This is a genomic window from Actinokineospora guangxiensis (assembly GCF_042657845.1).
GTDB classification, from domain to species: domain Bacteria; phylum Actinomycetota; class Actinomycetes; order Mycobacteriales; family Pseudonocardiaceae; genus Actinokineospora; species Actinokineospora guangxiensis.
In genome coordinates this window covers 20,101-40,744 of sequence record NZ_JBHSKF010000008.1, presented here as the reverse complement: position 1 = coordinate 40,744, position 20,644 = coordinate 20,101, and the positions used below count along the sequence as shown (strand labels likewise).

The 20,644-nt window shown below is 75.9% G+C and carries 2 protein-coding genes; both read right to left on the bottom strand.

All coding sequences use genetic code 11. The features are described 5' to 3' along the window. Positions 1-5: 5 nt before the first annotated feature. Positions 6-1,232, bottom strand: a complete 1,227-nt coding sequence (locus ACFPM7_RS17405) for an MFS transporter (protein WP_378248687.1) — start codon at positions 1,230-1,232, stop codon at positions 6-8. Next, on the bottom strand, positions 1,229-20,635 hold the full coding sequence (locus tag ACFPM7_RS17400) for a non-ribosomal peptide synthase/polyketide synthase (protein WP_378248686.1): 19,407 nt from the start codon (positions 20,633-20,635) through the stop codon (positions 1,229-1,231). Before ACFPM7_RS17400 ends, ACFPM7_RS17405 begins: the two co-directional genes overlap by 4 nt. Positions 20,636-20,644: the final 9 nt, after the last annotated feature.

Here is a 20,644-nt window from a genome sequence, read left to right as displayed (position 1 = left end):
TACTCCTAGTGGGTTGGGGCCGGTTCGGCTTGGTGGGGTGCGGGCAGGGTCCGCAGAGACGGGGCCAGGGTGGCGGCGGTGGCGCAGAGGGCCGTGCCCACCGCGCACAGCAGGATCGCGGTGGCGGGTGGGGTCAGGTCGGCCAGGACGCCGCCGACGGCCGGGCCCGCGACGGCGGCGGTGCCGACCGCGGTGCTGACGGCGGCGGCCATGCGGCCCCGCAGGTGTTCGGGGGTGTGCAGGAGCTGGTAGGTGGTGATGGCGGTGCTGGCCGTGGGGGTGAGGAAGGCGGCGCCGGCGAGCACCCCGCCGATGGCGAACGCGTTGCCCAGGACGGCGGCAAAGGGCATCAGCGCCGCGATCGCCCACATCGCGGCCAGGATCGCGGTGCGGGTCGGCAGCAGGCGGCACAGGCGGGGGGCGGCGAGGGCGCCGAGGATGCCGCCCACGCCGAACATCGATGCCATGAGCCCGACGTGCGCGGCGGGGGCGCCGTTCTGGACGACCACGGCGAGCACGACCAGGTAGAACGCCTGGAAGTGCAGGTTGAGACCCGCCGCGCACGCGGTGACCGCGCGCATCGCCCGGTTGCGCCAGAGCCACCGCAGACCCTCGGTCAGCTCGTGGCGGAAGCCCGCGCGGGCGGTCGGGGCGCGGGCGGGGACGCGCAGGAACAGCAGCAGGACGGTGGACACCGCGTGCGCGGCGGCCTGCATGCCGAAGGGCGCCCAGTGCCGCAGCGAGAACAGGGCCCCGCCGAGGGCGTTGCCGCCGAGAGACCCGATCGAGCCGCGCGCGGCGTTCATCGCGACCGCGGTCGAGACTTGGTCCGGGCGCACCAGGGCGGGCAGCGCCGCCGCCTCGGCGGGCTCGAACAGCGCCCGCGTCGTGCCCAGGACGACCGCCAGCGCCAGCAGCACGGGCAGCGTCGCCACCCCAGCCCACACGGCCGCGGCCACCGCCCCGATCGCGGCGGCCTGCACCGCCTCGCAGCCGATGAGCACCCGGCGCAGGTCCCACCGGTCGACCAGCACCCCGGCGGGGGCGGCGGCGGCGAGCTGGGCGGCGGCGTAGACGCCCAGCACGAGACCGGACGCCGCCGCCGAGCCGGTGACCGCCAGCACCAGCAGCGGCAGCGCCACCGCCGACGCGCCGATGCCCAGCTCCGCGAGCGCCTGCCCGGTCCAGAGCAGCCGGTAGTTCCGGTTGCGGCTGAGCGGGGCGCTGGTCATCGGCTGTCCTCGGCGATGCGGCGCAGACGGGCCAGGAACGCTTCGGCGACGGCGGTCACGGTGGCGGTGCTGATGTCCGCGCCGTGGTACCAGGAGAAGCTCATGACACCGTCCTGGACCGCGCCGACCACCTCCAGCAGGTGCGGCGACGGGGTGCCCGCGTCGGCGTCGGCGCCGAGGGTGCCGAGGGAGGCGCGGATCAGGCCGGTTCGGGGGGCGGCGCCGTCCCACTGACCGAGGTAGTTGAAGGCGATTTCCGGGTGTGCCGGCTCGGCGAGCCGGGATTGGGTTTCGGGGCGGCCGAGGCGGCGCAGGGCACCGAAGCCGAAGCCGTTGGCGGGGATGGCGCGCAGCTGCTTGCGCACCGCCCTGACCAGGTCGCGGCTGGTGTCGGTGGTGGGGACCCGCAGGGCGACCGGATAGGCGGTGGTGAACCAGCCGACCGTGCGGGAGAGGTCGACGTCGTCGAGGACGTCCTCGCGGCCGTGGCCTTCCAGGGTCACCGACACCACGTCGTGGCCGGTCCAGCTGCCGACCGCGGCGGCCAGGGCGGCGAGCAGCACGTCGTTGACGCGGGTGCGGTAGGCCGTTGGCGCGGAGCGCAGCAGCGCTTCGGTGTCGGCCGGGTCGAGGCCGACCACCACCGAGCCGGACGTGCCGCCGGGGTCGCGGGGCAGCGGTGGGGCTGAGGCCACCTCGGTCCAGTGCTCCAGCTCGTGGTCCAGGCCGCCGCCTGCGGCGAACTCGGCCAGGCGCAGCGACCAGTCGCGGAACGAGGTGGTCTTGCCGCCCAGGTCGATGCGGCCGTCGGCCTGCTCGTAGGCGCGTTCGAGGTCGTCGAGCAGAATGCGCCAGGACACGCCGTCCACCACCAGGTGGTGGGCGATGAGCAGCAGCACCGAGCTGTCGGCCAGCTCGAAGAGGACCGCGCGCAGCAGCAGGCCCGACGACAGGTCGAAGCTCGCGTGGGCGGCGTCGGCGATCTCGGTCATGCGCGGCTGGGGGTCGGACTCGTCGGTCAGGTCGTGCACCGAGAGCAGCGGGAAAGCGCTTGGCTCGGCACGGCCTTGCACGACAGGGCCGTAGTCGACCTGCCACGTGTCGCCGTCGCGCTCGAAGCGGGCGCGCAGCGCGTCGTGGTGGGCCACCAGCGCCGAGAGCGCGGCGGCCAGCTTCGCCTGGTCCGGGCGTCCGTCGAGTGCGACCAGCATGGCCTGGTTGAAGTGGTGCGGGTTCGGCGGGGCGGAGCTGAGGAAGTCGGCCTGGATGGGGGTCAGGACGCCCGCGCCGACGACGGCGGCCCGGTCCTCCTCGCCCGCGCCCGCCACCTCGACCACCTCGGCCAGTTCCTCGACGGTCTGGTGCAGGAACAGCTCCTTGGCGCTGATCCGGTAGCCCGCCCGGCGGATCTCGGTGACCAGCTGGATGCTGAGGATCGAGTCACCGCCGATGGCGAAGAAGTTGTCCCGCGCGCCGACCTTTGGCAGGCCGAGAACGCGCGCCCAGATCTCGGCCAGCTCGCGGGCGACCGGGCCGTCCGGCTCGACGTGGCCCGCGGTGCCCGACAGGTCGGGGGCGGGCAGCGCGGCGCGGTCGAGCTTGCCGGTCGGGCCGAGCGGCAGGCGGTCGAGCACGACGACCGCGGCGGGCACCATGTGCTCGGGCAGCCGCTCCCGCGCGGTCTTCACCGCGACCTCGGGATCGCCGTCGCCGACGAGGTAGGCGACCAGCCGCGCGTGCGCGCCCCCGTCGGCGCGGGCGACGACGGCGGCGTCGGTGAAGCCCGCGCAGCCGCGCAGCACCGCCGCCACCTCGCCGGGCTCGATGCGAAACCCGCGGATCTTGACCTGCTCGTCGGCCCGCCCCAGGTAGCGCAGCGCCCCGTCGGCGCTCCAGCCCGCCCGGTCGCCGGTGCGGTACATGCGGGAGCCGGGCGCGCCGAACGGGTCGGCGATGAAGCGCTGCGCGGTCAGGCCCGGCAGCCCGAGGTAGCCGCGCGCCAGCTGCGGACCAGCCAGGTACAGCTCGCCGGGCACTCCCGGCGGGACCGGGGCGAGCCGCGCGTCCAGCAGGTAGGCGCGCGTGTTCGGCAGCGGGAAGCCGATGTCCGGCGTCCCCGGGCCGATGACCCGCGCCGTGGCGTCCACCGTCGTCTCGGTGGGGCCGTAGAGGTTCAGGCCGGTGACGTGCGGGCTCTCGGCGATGGCCCGCCAGAGGTCCGCGGGGACCGCCTCGCCGCCGAGCAGCAGGTGCGCCGGGCGACCCGCCGAGCCGTCGAGCAGGCCGTCGGCGACCAGGTGCGTGGCGAAGCTCGGCGTGCAGTTGACCAGGTCGATGCGGTGCTCTGCGGCGTAGTCCAGCAGCGCTCGCGGGTCGTGGCGCTCGTCCTCGCCCATGAGGTGGGTTTCATGTCCGGCGACGAGCATCAGCAGCAGCTCCCACGAGGCGTCGAAGGAGAAGCTGGCCATCAGCGCGGTGCGCAGCTGCCCGAGCCCGTCCCACCGCTGCCGCTGGGCGGCGGCCAGGGTGGCGAGCGCGCCGTGCTCCACCACGACGCCCTTCGGGGTCCCGGTCGACCCGGAGGTGTGGATGACGTAGGCCGGGTGGGCGGCGTTCGGCGCGTCGGGCAGCGGCGCTGTGTCGAAGCCGCCGTCCGCCACCGGGGAGTCGATGACGACCGCGGGCGCGGTGTCCTCCAGCAGCGCCGTGATCCGTGCGGCGGGCAGCTTCGGGTCGATCCACACGTGCGCCGCGCCCGCCTTCAGCACGGCGAGCAGGGTGATCACGCTTTCCACCGAGCGCGGCAGCAGCACCGCCACCACCCGCTCGGGTCCGGCGCCGCGGGCGCGCAGGGCGCGGGCGAGCCGGTTGGTGCGCGCCTCCAGCTCCGCGAAGGTCATCCGGGTCGAGCCGCTGACCAGTGCTGTCGCCCCGGGGGTCCGGGCGGCCGTGGCGCTGAGCTGCTGGGGCACCAGCACCGGCCCGACGGGCAGGGCGGCGCCCCGACCGGCGTCGAGCAGCGCGCGCTGCTCGCGCTCGGGCACCAGCGCGACCTCGGCCAGCGGGCGGCGGGGGTCGGCCACCACGCCTGCGAGCAGCGTGCGCAGGTGCGCGGCCATCCGCTCGGCGGTCGCCGGGTCGAACAGGTCGGCGGCGTACTCCAGCGCGCAGTGCAGGCCGCCGTCGCGCTCCTGGAACTCGAACACCAGGTCGCACGTGGTCGTGCCCGCGGGCGGGGCGATCTCCGCCACCCGCAGGCCCGGCAGCTCCAGCTCGCCGTCGCCGCCGGTGTTCTGCAGCACCACCATCGCGTCGAAGAGGGCGTTGCGGCTGGGGTCGCGCTCGGCGGCGACCTCGTCCACCACGCGCTCGAACGGCACGTCCTGGTGCTCGAAGGCGGCCAGCACGCCGTCGCGGACCTGCTCCAGCAGCGAGCCGAAGCCCGCAGTGCCGTCCACAGTGGAGCGCAGTACGAGCGTGTTGACGAAGAACCCGACCACGTCCTCCAGGTCGCCGCGGTCGCGGCCGGAGGTGACGGTGCCGACGGCGATGTCGTCGCTGCCCGCGTAGACCGACAGCAGCGCCTGGCACAGCGCGACGAGTCCCGTGAACAAGGTGCCGCCGCGCTCGCCGACCAGCCGTCGCAGCGCGGACACCTGCTCGACGTCCAGCGCGAAGCGGGCCACCCCGCCGCGGGTGGGGCGCACCGCGGGCCTCGGGTGGTCCAGCGGCAGGTCCAGCGGGGTGATGCCGGCGAGCCGCTCGCGCCAGTACGCCAGCTGTCCGGCCAGGTCGCCGGACACGCGGTCGCGCTGCCACGCCGCGAAGTCGACGTAGCGCACCGACGGGGACGACGGGGCCGATCCGGCGTACAGGGCGGCGAGATCGCGCAGCAGCACGCCGTTGGACCAGCCGTCGGTGACGATGTGGTGCAGCACCAGGCTCAGCACATGGTCTTCATCGCCACTGTCTTCGCCGCCGACGCGCAGCAGCGCCGCGCGCAGCAGCGGACCGGTGGCCAGGTCGAACGGCGCGTCGCGCTCGTCGGCCAGGGCGGCGTCGATGCCGTCCTCGGCGACCTCGCGGACCGGCAGGTCCACCTCGGCGGCGGGCAGGATGACCTGGACGCCGCGCCCGTCCACGGTGGGGAACGCGGTCCGCAGCGACTCGTGCCGCTCGGCGAGCCCGGTCAGGGCGTCGCGCAGGGCCTCGACGTCGAGCGGGCCGCGCAGGCGCAGCGCCATCGGCGAGACATGCTCGCCGCCGCCGGGGGTGAACTGGTGCAGGAACCACAGCCGCTGCTGGGCGTAGGACAGCGGCAGCGGCCCGTCCCCGGACACCGCCGGGATCACCTCGACGGCCGTGCCCGCCCCGGCCAGTGCGGCGGCGAGCGCGGCGACGGTGCGGTGGGTGAACACGGTGCGCGGTGAGACGTCCGCGCCGCAGGCCCGGCGCAGCGCGGTGGCGGCGCGGATGCTGAGGATCGAGTCGCCGCCGATGGCGAAGAAGTCGTCCTCGGCGGCCACATCACCGCGACCCAGCACCTCGGCGAACACCGCGGCCACGGTCCGCTCCGCGGCGGTGCGCGGGGCGGTGCGGGTGCCGGTCGTCGTGCTGGGGGCGGGCAGGGCGGCCCGGTCGAGCTTGCCGTTCGCGGTCAGCGGGAGCGCGGCGAGCACGACGAAGGCGTCCGGGACGAGGTAGTCCGGCAGCCGCTCGGCCAGCCACGCCCGCACCGCGGCCGTGTCGACCGGTGCGGCCGAGACCAGGTAGGCCACCAGGCGCGGCCTGCCGTCGTCGGTGCGCACGACGACCGCCGCGTCGGGGATCGCGCCGCCGGTGCGCAGCGGGTGCTCGGCCAGCGCGGCGTCGACCTCGCCGGGCTCGACCCGGAAGCCGCGCAGCTTGACCTGGTCGTCGGCGCGGCCGAGGAACCGCAGCGTGCCGTCGGGGTTCCAGCGCACGATGTCGCCGGTGCGGTACATCCGCGCGCCCGGGTGGAACGGGTCGGCGAGGAAGCGCTGCGCGGTCAGCCCCGGCCTGCCGAGGTAGCCGCGCGCGACGCCCGCGCCCGCGATGTGCAGCTCGCCCGGCGCACCCGGCGGCACCGGCCGCAGGTCCGCGTCCAGGACGTGCACGCGCATGCCGTCCAGCGGCGAGCCGATGGGGACCGAGTCCGGCGCCGCGTCGGTCATCCGGTGCGCGGTGGCGAAGGTGGTGGTCTCGGTCGGGCCGTAGCCGTCGACGACGGCGGTGCCGGGGCAGTGCGCGAGCACGCGACGCACCGCCGCGGCGGGCACGACGTCACCGCCGGTCCACACCTCGCGCAGCCCGCCCAGCGCGGCCGGGTCGTCCTGGGCGATGAGCCGGAACAGCCCGGCCGTCAGCCACACCGACGTCAGCGCGTGCCGCCCGATCATGTCGCGCAGCGCTTCCGGGCCCAGGTCGCCGTCGGGGGCCACGACGACGGTCCCGCCGGAGAGCAGGGGCGCCCACAGCTCGTAGGTCGTGGCGTCGAAGGCGTGCGGGGAGTGCAGCAGCACCCGCTCGTGCCCGGCGAAGCGCCGGTCGGCGGCGAGGGCGACGATGTCGCGGTGGCGCACCGCGACACCCTTGGGGACGCCGGTGGAGCCGGAGGTGTGCATGACGTAGGCCAGCGACTCCGGCCACACGGACACCGCGGGGGCCTCGTCGGACTCGTCGACCGCGTCGCCCACCAGCACGGTATGTCCACTGTGGATCAATCGGGACCCGTCGTCGGTGATGAGCACCGCGACGCCGGTCTCGGTCAGGATGCGGGCAAGGCGCGCGTCCGGGGCGCGGCCGTCGAGCGGGACGTACGCCCCGCCCGCCTTGAGCACCGCCAGTTCGGCGACCACGACCTCGGGGGAGCGGCCCAGCAGCAGCGCGACCGGCTGCTCGGCGCGCACGCCGAGCGCCAGCAGCCGCCGGGCGAGCCGGTTGGCGCGCGCGTCCAGTTCGGCGTAACTCCAGGTGGTCTCGCCCGCGACGACGGCCGGGTGCCCGGGGGTACGGGCGACCTGCGCGGCGAAGCGCTCGGTCACCGTGCCCGCCGGGGCCTCGCCGGTCGCGTTCCAGGCCGCCAGCACGCCCGCGTCCGCCTCGGTGAGCACCGGCAGTGCGGCCAGCGTCGCGTCCAGGCCGTCGGCCAGCGCGGCGAGGGTGGTCCGCAGGTGCTCGGCGAGCCGTTCGGCGCTCGCCCGCTCGAACAGGCGCTCGTCGTAGGCCAGGCGCAGACCGAGGACGTCGCCGAGGAACGCGCTGAGCATCAGCGGGAAGTTGGTCGTGTCGGTCGCCCTGATCTCGCCGATGCGCAGCCCGCTGTCGGCCGCGCCCTCCTCGATCGGGTAGTTCTCGAACACGACCGCGCTGTCGAACAGCGAGGAGGCCCCGGTCCAGGCCTGCAGGTCGGTCAGCGCGACGTGCTCGAAGGCGCGGGACTCGCTCTGCTGGTCCTGCAGTTCGCGCAGCCAGTCGGCCACGACCGCGCCCGCCCGCACCCGCGCCCGGGTCGGGACGGTGTTGATGAACATGCCGACCATCGACTCCACGCCGGGCAGCTCGGCGGGCCTGCCGGAGGCGGTGGTGCCGAACACCACGTCATCGGCGCCGCCGAAGCGGGCCAGCAGCAGCGCCCACGCGCCCTGCACCAGCGTGTTCACCGTCAGCCCGTGCGCCCGCGCCGCGCCGCGCAGCCGGGCGGAGACCTCGGCCTGAAGCTCCACGGCGATGGTGCGGGCGGATTCGGTGCGGTGCGCCTCGGCGGGCGCGCGGTCCAGCGGCAGCGGTGTCGGGGCGGTGACCCCGTCCAGCAGGGCCGTCCAGTGCGCCCGCGCCGCGGCCGGGTCCTGCTCGGCCAGCCACGCGAGGTAATCGCGCATCGGCGCGCGGCGCTGGGCCACCGGCTCCCGGCCCGCCGCCAGGTCGGCGTAGACCGCGCAGGCCTCGGCGAACACCTGGCCAGTGCTCCACCCGTCGAGCAGCACGTGGTGCGAGGTCCACACCAGCAGCACCTCGTCGTCGGCCAGGGTCGCCACCGTCACCCGCATCAGCGGCGCGCGGTCCAGCGCCAGGCCCGCGGCGGCGTCCTCGGCCAGCAGCCGCTCGACCCCGCCGACCTCGCCACGCAGATCCACATAGGACACGGGCAGGGTGACGCGCTCGTGCACCACCTGGAGCGGGCGCTCGACGTCCTCCCACACCACGTGCGAGCGCAGCGCCGGGGTGCGGTCGACGACCTCCTGCCAGGCCCGGCCCAGCGCCTGGGGGTCGCCGACACCGGACAGCGGCACGGCGAGCTGGTTGAAGTAGGCGCCGGAGTCGCTGTCGACCAGGCTGTGGAACACCATGCCCGCCTGCAGCGGGGTCAGCGGCAGCACGTCGGCCACGCCGCGGCCGTCGCCGACGACCCGGTCCAGCCGCGCCTGGTCCAGCCCGGCCAGCGGGAAGTCCGACGGGGTGCGCCCGCCCGCTGCGGGGTCGGCGCAGTGCGCCACGATCTCGCCCAGCGCCCCGGCGACCCGCTCGGCGAGCCCGCGCACGGTCTCCTCCGCGTAGCGCCCCGCCGAGTAGGTCCAGCCCAGCTCCAGGCGGCCGTCCTGCACGATCCCGGTGATGTCCAGCTCGTACTGGCGCTCGGCGTCGGGGTCGACGTCGGAGCCGAGACCGGTGTGCGTGCCGCGCACGAGCCCGTCCCCGGCCGCGGCGGTGTCCCACTGGCCGTGGTAGTTCACGCTGACCCTGGGGTCCGGGCGCGGGGCCAGCCGCTCGCGCAGCACCCCGTAGGACAGGCCGCGGTGGGGGACCGCGCGGACCTGCTCCTTGACCGCCTTGAGCACAGTGCCCCAGCCGCCCTCGGGGATGTCGAGGACCAGCGGGTACTCCGCGGTGAACCAGCCGACCGCCCGGGACAGGTCGAGGCCGTCGGCGATCTCCTCGCGGCCGTGGCCCTCCATGCCGATGGCCACCGCCGGGCGCCCGGTCCAGTCGGCCAGCACCCGGCCCACGGCGCTGAGCAGCACATCGTTGACCTGCGTGCGGTAGACCGCGGGCACGGCGTGCAGCAGGGCGTCGGTGTCCTCGCGGCTCAGCCGCACCGACACCGTCCGCGCGCTCGCCCCGGTGTTGCGGCCATCCCGGTCGACGGGCAGGTCCACCTCGCACGCCGCCGCGTCCCAGTAGGCGGCGTCCGCGGAGAAGTCGGTCTCGGCCAGCAGCACCGCCCAGTCGCGCAGACCGGTGCCGCGCTCGCCGAGCACGACCGGCCCGCCGTCGCGGAGCTGCCGGTAGGCGGTCTCCAGGTCGTCCAGCAGCACCCGCCACGACACGCCGTCGATGACCAGGTGGTGCACGACGAGCAGCAGCTGCCCGCCGCCGATCGCGCTGCCCACCAGCGGACCCCGGGTGACGCTCAGCCGCGCGCGCAGCCCGTCGCCGACCTCGGCGTCCACCCGCTCGACGCGCACGCCGACGCGGTGCGGACCCTCCGCGCTGATGTCCTGGGTGTCACCGCGGAACCGCGTGCGCAGCGCCTCGTGCTGCTCGACCAGCGCGTCCAGCGCGGCCTCCACCAGGTCGGCGTCGGCGTCGGGGGCCAGGTCCAGCAGCATCGACATGGTGAACCGGTCGAGATCCGGGGCGGTGCTGGTGAACCAGCGCTGGATCGGGGTGAGCGGCGCGGGGCCGCTCACCGCCGCCCGCCGCGCCGGGGCCGTGGCCGCGGTGCAGCGGGGCGCCAGCTCGGCGATCGTCTGGTGCAGGAACAGGTCCTTGGCGCTGGTGCGCAGGCCGCGCTCGCGCAGCCGGGAGACCACCTGGATGCTCAGGATGGAGTCGCCGCCGAGGCTGAAGAAGTTGTCCTCGACGCCGACCCGCTCCACACCCAGGACCTGGGCCCACACCTGCGCGAGCGCGCGCTCCTCGGCCGAGCGCGGCGCGACGTAGGCGGTGTCGAGCAGCGCGCCGAAGTCCGGGGCGGGCAGAGCGCGGCGGTCGACCTTGCCCGCGGTCGACATCGGCAGCGCCGCCAGCGGCACGAACACCGACGGCACCATGTAGTCGGGCAGCCGGTCGCGCAGCCACACCCGCAGCGCCGCGGTGTCGCGGGCCGGGGTCACGTAGGCGACCAGGCGGGTGTGCCCGTTGTGCTCGGCGGCCACGACCGCGGCGTCGGCGACGTCCGGGTGCTCGCGCAGCGCGGCCTCGACCTCGCCGGGCTCGATGCGGAACCCGCGCACCTTCACCTGCTCGTCGGCGCGGCCCAGGTACTCGACCTGGCCGCCCGCGGTCCACCGCGCGCGGTCCCCGGTGCGGTAGAGGCGCTCGCCCGGAGCGCCGAAGGGGTCGGCGACGAAGCGCTGCGCGGTCAGGCCCGGCCTGCGCAGGTAGCCGCGGGCCACCTGCCCGCCGCCCAGGTACAGCTCGCCGACCGCGCCGATGGGCACCGGGCGCAGCGACTCGTCCAGCAGGTAGCCGCGCACGCCGCGGGTCGGCCTGCCGATCAGCGGGGCGGGGCCGGTGACCTCGGCGACGAACGCGTCCACCGTGGCCTCGGTGGGCCCGTAGTAGTTGACCGCGCGGGTGTCCGGCGCGGCGGCGAACTGCCGCCACAGCGCCGCGCCCACCGCCTCGCCGCCCAGCATGACCAGCGCGGGCCGGTGCCTGCGGTCGGTGAGCAGCCCGGCGGCGACGATCTGCTGGGCGTAGGTCGGGGTCAGGTCGAGCACCTCGACGCGCTCGCGGGCGATGTAGTCGACCAGCTCGGCGGGGTCCAGGCGCACGTCGTCGTCGAGGACGTGCAGCTCGTGGCCCGCGGCGAGGAACAGTGGGCCCTCCCACGAGGTGTCGAAGGTGAACGCCGCGGTGAGCGCGAAGCGGGTGCGCCCGCCCGCCGCGACCGGGTCGATGAGGTCGAGGCGGTGGTCGGCGTGGAAGCGGGCCAGGTGCCGGTGCTCGACCAGCACGCCCTTGGGCTTGCCGGTCGACCCGGAGGTGTAGATCAGGTAGGCGGCGTGCGCCGGGTCCGGGGCGGGCAGCGGCACGTCCCCAGGGTCCGACTCGGTGGCCGGACGGGTGTCCAGGCCTGCCAGGTCCACCCCGTCGGCTCCGAGCAGCAGCGCGGCGCCGGCGTCGGCGAGCAGGAACCGCAGCCGGTCGGCGGGCAGCGCCGGGTCGACCGGCAGGTACACCGCGCCCGCCTTCAGCACAGCCAGCATGGCGGGCACCATCTCCGCACGGGGCAGCCGCACGGCCACCACCTGCTCGGGGCCCGCGCCCTGCGCGCGCAGCGAGCGGGCCAGGCGGGTGGCCCGCGCGTCCAGCTCGGCGAAGGTCAGCGCCCCGGCCGAGGTGACCAGCGCGGTCGCCCCGGGGGTGCGCGCGGCCTGGGCGGCGAAGGTCTCCGGGAAGGTGGCGTCGGGCTCGGGCAGCTCGCGGCCCTGCCACTGCCGCAGGACCAGGTCCTGCTCGGCGGCGGGCAGCACGGGCAGCGCGTCGACCTCGGTGGCCGGTGCCGCCGCGATCCCGGCGAGCAGCGTCTTGAGGTGCGTGGTGAGCCGCTCGGCGGTGGCCGCGTCGAACAGGTCGGTGTTGTACTCCAGCGACCCCAGCAGCGCGCCGCCGTGCTCGGCGAACTCGAAGGTGAGGTCGCAGGTCGCCGACACCGCGGTCAGGCCGACCTCGCCGACGCGCACGCCGGGCAGCTCGAAGGGCTCGGCGGCGGTGTTCTGCAGCAGCACCATCACGTCGAAGAGCGGGTTGCGGCTGGTGTCGCGCTCCGGGCGCAGCTCGTCGACGATCCGCTCGAACGGGATGTCCTGCTGGGCCATGCCCTCCAGCGCGGCGCGCCGGACGCGGTCGACCAGCGCGGTGAACTCGCCCTCCACAGTGGACCGCAGGACGACGGTGTTGACGAAGAACCCGACCACCCTCGCCAGGTCGGGGTGCTCGCGACCGGCGACGACGGTGCCGACGGCGACGTCGCGCTGTCCGGTCCAGCGGTGCAGCAGCGCCTGCGCGGCGGCCACCAGCACCACGAACAGCGTGGCGTCGCGCTCGGCGGCCAGCCGCCGCAGCCCGTCGGCGACCGGGCGGGGCACCTCGAAGGCGCGCACCGCGCCGTTGGCGGTGCGCACGGCGGGCCGCGGCCGGTCGGTGGGCAGCTCCAGCACGGGCAGCTCGGCCAGCCGGCCGCGCCAGTACTCCAGGCCGCGGGCCATCTCCGCGCCGTCGAGGCGCGCGCGCTGCCAGAGCGCGTAGTCGGCGTACTGCACCGGCAGCGGCGGCAGTTCCTCGCCGCTGTAGAGGGCGCGCAGGTCCTCCAGCAGCACGCCCATGGACCAGCCGTCGGTGACCGCATGGTGCAGCGTCAGCAGCAGCACGTGCTCTTCGGCCGACAGCCGCAGCAGGCGTGCCCGGATCAGCGGGCCCTCGGCCAGGTCGAACGGGGTCGCGCCGTCCTCGGCGAAGACCGTGTCCACCTCGGCGGGGTCGGTGTCGATGACGGGGAGGTCGAACTCCCACGGGTCGGCGATGACCTGCACGCCGCGCCCGTCGACCGAGCGCAGCGTGGTCCGCAGCGCCTCGTGGCGGGCCAGCAGGCCGGTGAACGCCGCGCGCAGGGCGTCGGTGTCGAGGTCGCCGGTCAGCCGGATGGCGAAGCGGGTCAGGTACTCGGTGCTGCCCGGCTCGAACTCGTCCAGGAACCACAGGCGCTGCTGGTTGAACGTCTGCGGCACGGTGTCGCGCGCGGCGACCGGGATCGCGGCCCGAGCGGTGTGCGCTCCGGCCAGCGCGGCGGCCAGGCCGGACACCGTCGGGGTGTCGAACACCGCGCGCGGGGAGACCTCGACGCCGAACTCCGCGCCGAGCAGCGCGGCCACCCGGATGCTGAGGATGGAGTCGCCGCCGAGGTGGAAGAAGTTGTCCTCGGCGCCCACCGGCACGCCGAGCACCCGCGACCACGCGGCCGCGACCGCGCGCTCGGCGTCGGTGGCGGGCTCGGCGCGGTCCCCGGCACTCGCGGCCGGGTCCGCGCCGGGCGCGGGCAGGGTGCGGCGGTCGAGCTTGCCGTTGGGGGTCAGCGGCAGCGCGTCGACGGCGATGAACGCCGAGGGCACCATGTGCGCGGGCAGCGTCGCCGACAGCCGTTCGCGCAGGGCGAGGGTGTCCACCGCGCGCTCGGCGTCGACCAGGTAGGCGACGAGCCTGCGGTGCCCCGGCTCGTCCTCGCGGTCGATGACCGCCGCTTCGCGCACGGCGGCGTCGGCCAGCAGCGCGGCCTCCACCTCGCCCAGCTCGATGCGGAAGCCGCGGATCTTGACCTGCTGGTCGCCACGGCCGCGGTACTCCAGGGTGCCGTCGGAGCGCAGACGGGCGAGGTCGCCGGAGCGGTACATGCGCGTCCCGGCGGCGCCGAACGGGTCGGCGAGGAAGCGCTGCGCGGTCAGCCCGGGGCGGCGCAGGTAGCCGCGCGCCAGGCCGGGGCCCGCCACGTACAGCTCGCCGGTGACCCCCGGTGGGACCGGGCGCAGGTCGGCGTCGAGCAGGTACACCCGCAGGTCCGGAATGGGCACGCCGATGGCGCTGCCGCGGGTGGAGCCGTCGATCGGGGTGTGGGTGACGTGCACGGTGGTCTCGGTGATGCCGTACATGTTCACCAGCTGCGGGGCGTGCGCGCGGTGCCGCCGGTACCAGCCGGCGAGCCGGGCGGGTTCGAGCGCTTCGCCGCCGAAGACCACCTGGCGCAGCGCCAGCCGCGCGCCCGTCTCCGGGTCGGCCTCGTCGGCGGCGATGAGCTGGTAGAACGCCGACGGGGTCTGGTTGAGGACGGTGACGCCCTCGTCGGCGAGCAGCCGCAGGAAGTCCCTGGGCGAGCGCGACACCTCGTGCGGGACGACGACGAGCCTGCCGCCGTGCAGCAGTGGGCCCCACAGCTCCCACACCGAGAAGTCGAAGGCGGAGGAGTGGAACAGCGTCCACACAGCGCGGTCGTCGGTCGGGGCGAAGTCGAACCAGTGCGCCGTGGCGCTCATCAGCCGGGTGACGTTGGCGTGGGAGACCACCACGCCCTTGGGCGTGCCGGTCGAGCCCGAGGTGTAGATGACGTAGGCCGGGTTCTCCGGCCGCAGCGCGGTTTCCGGCGCGGTGGCCGGGTAGCCGCTGAGGTCGGCGGTGTCCAGGCGGATCGAGTCCACAGGGGACTCATAGTCACCCGTGGTGAGCACCAGGACCGGCTGGGCGTCGGCGAGGGTGCCGCTGATGCGCTCGGCGGGGTACGACGGGTCCAGCGGGAGGTAGCCCGCGCCGGACTTGAGCACCGCCAGCACGGCGACGACCAGGTCGGCGGTGCGCGGCAGCAGCAGCCCGACGAGGCGCTCCGGGCCCGCGCCGCGCTCGGTGAGCAGGTGGGCGAGGCGGTTGGCGCGCTCGTCCAGCTCGGCGTAGGTGGTGTGCGCGCCGCGGTCGGTGACCGCGACGGCGTCCGGGGTGGCGGCGGCCCGCGCGGCGAACAGCGCGGTGATGGCGGGCGGCGCCGGGTCGGGGTCGGCCTGGCCGTTCCACTCCACCAGCACGCGCCGCCGGTCGGCGGCCGAGAGCGTGGGCAGCTCGGCCACACGCTGGTCGAGGTCGGTGAAGGCGTCCAGCAGCTGGACGCAGTGCGCGGCGATGCGGCGCACGGTGCTCGCGTCGAAGAGGTCGGGGTCGTAGGCGAGGTCGACGTGCAGCAGTTCGGCGAGGTGGGCGCGGACGCTGATCGGGAAGGTGGTGGTGTCGGTCGCGCGCACCTCGGCGATGCCGATGCCGCCGGTCGCCGACTCGTCGAACGGGTAGTTCTCGAACACCACCGAGCTGTCGAAGAGCCCGCCGGGGACCTCGCTCCACGCGCCCAGCTGGGCCAGCGAGACGGTGTCGTGGCGGCGCGACTCGGCCTGCTGGGCCTGCAGCTCCAGCAGCCACCCGGCGAGGTCGCGCGCGCCGTCGACGCGCGCGCGGGTGGGCACGGTGTTGATGAACAGGCCGACCATGTCCTCGACGCCGCGCAGCTCGTCGGGCCTGCCGGAGACGGTCGTGCCGAACACGACGTCGCGACTGGCGCTGTGGCAGGCCAGCGCCAGTGCCCACGCGCCCTGGACCGCGGTGTTGAGCGTGAGCCCCTTGGCCCGCAGGGCGGCGCGCAGCGCGTCGGTGCGCTCCACGGTCACCGCGACCGAGCGGGAGGACTCGGCGCGGTGCGCCTCGGCGGGCGGGCGGTCGAAGGGCAGCGGGGTGCGCTCGGCGAACCCGGCGAGCACGCCCCGCCAGTGCCGCTCGGCGGCGTCGGTGTCGCGCGCGGCCAGCCAGCGCAGGTAGTCCCGGTAGGGCGGCCGGGCGGGCACCGCGGCCGGGCGGTGCTCGGTGGCGGCGGCGTAGCGCTCGCACACCTCGGTCAGCACCTGCCCGAGGCTCCACCCGTCGAGCAGGATGTGGTGGAACGTCCACACCAGGAACACCTCGTCGCCGGGCAGCGCGACGACGGCCAGCCGCATCAGCGGCGGCGCGGTGAGGTCGATGCCCGCCGCCAGCTCGGCGCGGGCCACGGCGTCGAGGTCGCGGCCGGGGGCGCTCCGCCAGTCGTGGCGGGTGATCGGCAGCTCGACGTCGCGGTGGGCGATCAGCACCGGCTCGGAGAGGCCGCGCCAGGCGACGCTGCCGCGCAACACCGTGTTGTTGGCGACGGTGTCGCGCCAGGCGGCGGCGAGCGCATCGGGGTCGGCGACGCCGGTCAGCCGCAGCCGGGCCTGGTCGTGGTAGGCGCCGGAGGCGGCGTCGACCAGGCTGTGGAAGAGCATGCCCGCCTGCAGCGGGGTCAGCGCGAAGATGTCCTCCACCGCGCGCCCGTCGCCCGCGAGCCGGTCGACCTGCGGCTGGGTGAGGCCGCGGGCGGTGAAGTCCGACGGGGTGCGCCCGCCCGCGCTCGGGTCCGCGCAGTGCGCGACGATCTCCCGCAGCGCGGCGATCATCGCCTCGGCGAGGCCGCGCACGGTCGCCTCGGTGTGCACTCCCGGGGAGTAGAGCCAGGTCAGTTCCAGGTCGCCGCCGTCGACCACGCCCGCGATGTCGATGAGGTGGTCGCGGTGGCGCTGCGGCGCGATGTCGGCGCCGATGGGCGCGCAGCGCCCGCGCACCAGCCCGGAACCGGCGGTGGTGTCCCACTGCCCGTGGTAGTTGAAGCTCACCTGGGGGTGGGTGGCGAGGTCGTCGTGCCCGGCCAGGTAGCGCAGCGCGCCGTAGGACACCCCGCGCCGGGGGATGGCGCGCAGCTGCTCCTTCACCGCCTTGACGACCGCGCCCCAGCCGCCGTCCGGCACGTGCAGGCGCAGCGGGAACTGGCTGGTGAACCAGCCGACGGTCCGGGTGAGGTCCAAGGCGGCGGGCAGCACGTCCTCACGGCCGTGCCCCTCCATCTCCACGACGGTGTCCGCTCGGCCCGTCCACGCGGCCAGGACGCGCCCGAGCGCGCTGAGCAGGATGTCGTTGATCTGCGTGCGGTAGGCGGCGGGCACCTGCCGCAGCAGGGCGGCGGTGTCCTCGCGTCCCAACCGGACGGTGACGGCCCGCGCGTCCACGGGGTCGCCGGGCAGGTCCACCGGGATGGCGGTGTCCCCGGCCTGCGCGCGCCAGTGCGCCACGTCCTCGGCGAACCCGCCGTCGGCGAGGTGGTGGGACAGCCAGTGCGCCCACTCGGCGAACTCCGTGCCCACGGGCTCCAGGGCGATGGGCAGCCCGGCGGCGGCCTGGGCGTAAGCGGTCTCCAGGTCGCCGAGCAGCACCCGCCAGGACACGCCGTCGACCACCAGGTGGTGCGCGGTGAGCAGCAGCCTGGCCGGGGTTCCGGGGAACAGCACGGCGCGCAGCAGCGGCCCGCGCGCCAGGTCGAAGCCGGTCTGCGCGGCGAGGGCCTCCTCGTCCAGGCGGGCGGGATCGCCGACGGTGACGGGGCACCCGCCGTCGGCGGCGGGCTCGTGGGTCCAGGTGTCGCCGTCACGGGTGAAGCGGGTGCGCAGCGCGGCGTGGTGGCGCACGAGCGCGTCGAGCGCGGCGCGCAGCGCGGGCTCGTCCAGGTCCTCGGCCAGCTCCACGAACACCGACATGGCGAAGTGGTGCGCGGCGGCGGGGTCGGGGTCGAGGAACCAGCGCTGGATCGGGGTGAGCGGCGCGGGCCCGGTGGGAGCCACGTCGGCGGGGGCGGATTCGGCGGGCGCGGCGGCCAGGTGCGTGGCCAGACCGGCGATCGTCTGGTGCAGGAACAGGTCCTTGGACGTCACCGCGATCCCGGCCGCCCGCGCGCGGGCCGCCAGCTGGATGCTGAGGATGGAATCCCCGCCCAGCTCGAAGAAGTTGTCCTCCACACCGACCTCGGCCACACCGAGCACGTCGCGCCACAGCGCGGCCAGCGCCTCCTCGGCCGGGGTGCGCGGGGCCACGGCCGCGCGGGCCGGGGCCGGGTCGGGGGCGGGCAGAGCGCGGCGGTCGACCTTGCCGTTGGCGGTGATCGGCAGCGCGTCGAGGCGCACGAACGCCGACGGCACCAGGTAGTCCGGCAGCGTGCGCCGCATCCAGGCGCGCAGCTCGTCGGTCTCCGGCGGCGTGCCGTCGGGAACCAGATAGGCGACCAGGCGGGCGCTGCCGGTGTCGCGGCGGGCCACCACGACCGCCTCGGCGACGGCCGGGTGCGCCGCCAGCGCGGCCTCGGCCTCACCGGGCTCGATGCGGAAGCCGCGGATCTTGACCTGGTCGTCGGCGCGGCCGAGGAACACCAGCGTCCCGTCCGCGCCCCACCGCACGACGTCGCCGGTGCGGTACATGCGCCCGCCGGGCGGGCCAAACGGGTCGGCCGGGAACGCCGCCGCGGTGCGGCCGGGCAGGTCGAGGTAGCCGCGCGCCAGGCCCGCGCCCGCCAGGTACAGCTCGCCCGGCACGCCGGGCGGGACCGGGTCCAGGGAGCCGTCCAGCACGTAGGCGGCCATCCCGTCCAGCGGAGTGCCGATCGGGATCGGGTCGGCGACCGGGGCGGTGACGGTGTGCGTGGTGGCGAACGTGGTGGTCTCGGTCGGGCCGTAGCCGTCGACCACCGCCACCCCGGGGCAGGCGTCCAGGACGCGGCGCACCGCGGCGGGGGGAACGACGTCGCCGCCGGTCAGCACCGCGCGCAGACCGGTGAACGCGGTCGGGTCCTCCTGGGCGAGCACCCGGAACAGGCCCGCGGTGATCCACGCCGAGGTGACCGCGTGCTCGGCGACGACGGCGCGCAGCAGCGCCGCGTCCAGGTCGCCGGGCGGGGCGATGACGCAGGCGCCGCCGGTCAGCAGCGGCACCCACATCTCGTAGGTGCTCGCGTCGAAGGCCTGCGTGGAGTGCACCAGCACCCGGGAGTGCGCGCCGCCGGCGAAGCGGGAGTCCGCGGCGAGGGCGGCGATGTCGCGGTGGCGCACGGCGACCCCCTTGGGGGTGCCGGTGGAGCCGGAGGTGTACATGACGTAGGCGAGGCTGTCCGGCCGCACCCGCCGGGCGGGCGCGGGTCCGTCCACACCGGAGTCGGGCGCGAGGACCAGCCCGGACCACTCCGCGGGCGCGGGCCGGTCGGTGATGAGCAGGCGCGCGCCCGCCGAGTCCAAGACCTGCCGCAGGCGCTGCTCGGGGGCGTGCGCGTCCAGCGGCAGGTAGGCGGCCCCGGCCTTGAGCGCGGCCAGCGGCGCCACGATCGCCTCGACGCCGCGCCGCAGCAGCACCGCGACCCGCTCCTCGGCGCGCACCCCGGCCGCCACCAGCATCCGGGCCAGCCGGTCGGCGCGGGCCTGGAGGTCGGCGTAGGTCAGGACGGTGTCCCCGCTGAGCACAGCGGTCGCCGACGGCGTCGCCGCCACCTGTGCGGCGAACGCCTCCAGCACGGTCGCCGGGGCGCTGGCCGCCGCGGTGCGGTCGCCGAGGCGCAGCACGTCGGCACGCTCGGCCTCCGACAGCATGGCCAGGCGGCCGACGGGCCGCTCGGGGTCGGCCGCCGCCGACTCCAGCAGGGCGACCAGGTGCGCGGCCATGCGCTCGGCGGTGGCCGCGTCGAACAGGTCCGTCGCGTACTCCAGGGAACCGGCGATCAGCCCGTCGGCCTCCTGGAACTCCCAGGTCAGGTCGAAGTTCGCGGTGTGGCGGCCGATGCCGACCGATTCCGCGGCCAGACCGGCGAACCCGCCGCCGGGGGCGGGGGTGTTCTGCAGCAGGACCATCACGTCGAAGAGCGGGTTGCGGCCCGCGTCCCGCGCGCCGCCCGCGGCGACCAGGCGGTCGAAGGGGACCTCGTCGTGGGCGAACGCCTCCAGCGCGGTCGCGCTGACCCGGTCGAGGTAGGCCGACCAGGGCAGCTCGGGGTCCACGTCGCAGCGCAGCACGACGGTGTTGACGAAGAACCCGACGACCCGCTCCAGCTCGGGCCTGCCGCGCCCGGTGGTGACGGTGCCGAGGGCGACGTCGCGCTGGCGGGCGTAGCGCGAGAGCAGCACCTGGCACGCCCCGGTGAGCACCGCGTAGAGGGTGACCTGCCGTTCCCTGGCCATCCGGGTGAGGGCGGCGCTGAGCGTCGGGGAGAGGTGGAACTCGTGCGCCGCGCCCGCGCCGGAGGGGGTGGCGGGCCGGGGCCGGTCGGTGGGCAGCTCCAGCGGGGTCAGCCCGGACAACCGCTCGGACCAGTGCGCGAACTGCGTGGCCAGGCCGTCCCCGGCCAGGCGGTCGCGCTGCCACACGGCGAAGTCGCCGTAGGCCACCGCCGGGGCGGGCAGGTCCTGATCCCCGGCGTACAGCGCGCCGAGTTCGCCGACGAGCACACCCATCGACCAGCCGTCGGTGGCGATGTGGTGGGCGAGCAGCAGCAGCACGTGCGAGGTGGGGCTCTCCACGAGCAGGACCGCCCGGGCCACCGGCCCCTCGCGCAGGTCGAACGGCTCGGCGTACGCGCGCTCCAGCGCACCGTCCACATCGGAGGACTCCAGCACGGAGAGCGGCATCCCCGCGGGCGGGTGCACCAGCTGCGCCGGACCGTCGGGGGTCGTGGTGTAGGTGGTGCGCAGCGACTCGTGGCGGGCGATCAGCCCGTCCAGAGCGCCCGCCAGCCGGGTGCGGTCGAGCTCGCCGGTCAGGCGCAGCGCGACGGCGCTGGTGTAGCCGTTGTGGTCGGGCTGGTGCTCGGCGAGGAACCACAGCCGCCGCTGCGCGCTGGACAGCGGCAGCGGGCCGCCGCGGTCGGCGGCGGGGATCACGTCGGCGCGGGTGGTCCGCCCAGCGAGCCGCTGGGCGAGCTTCTCCCGCAGGTGGGCGGGCAGCTTCGCGGCCCGGTCCTGGCGCGAGGACGTCATCGGTGGCTC

What these genes read in the sequence shown, in the direction of transcription:
- ACFPM7_RS17405 (WP_378248687.1), bottom strand. Translation starts at nt 1,232, where the DNA reads ATGACCAGCGCCCCGCTCAGCCGCAACCGGAACTACCGGCTGCTCTGG.
- ACFPM7_RS17400 (WP_378248686.1), bottom strand. Translation starts at nt 20,635, where the DNA reads ATGACGTCCTCGCGCCAGGACCGGGCCGCGAAGCTGCCCGCCCACCTG.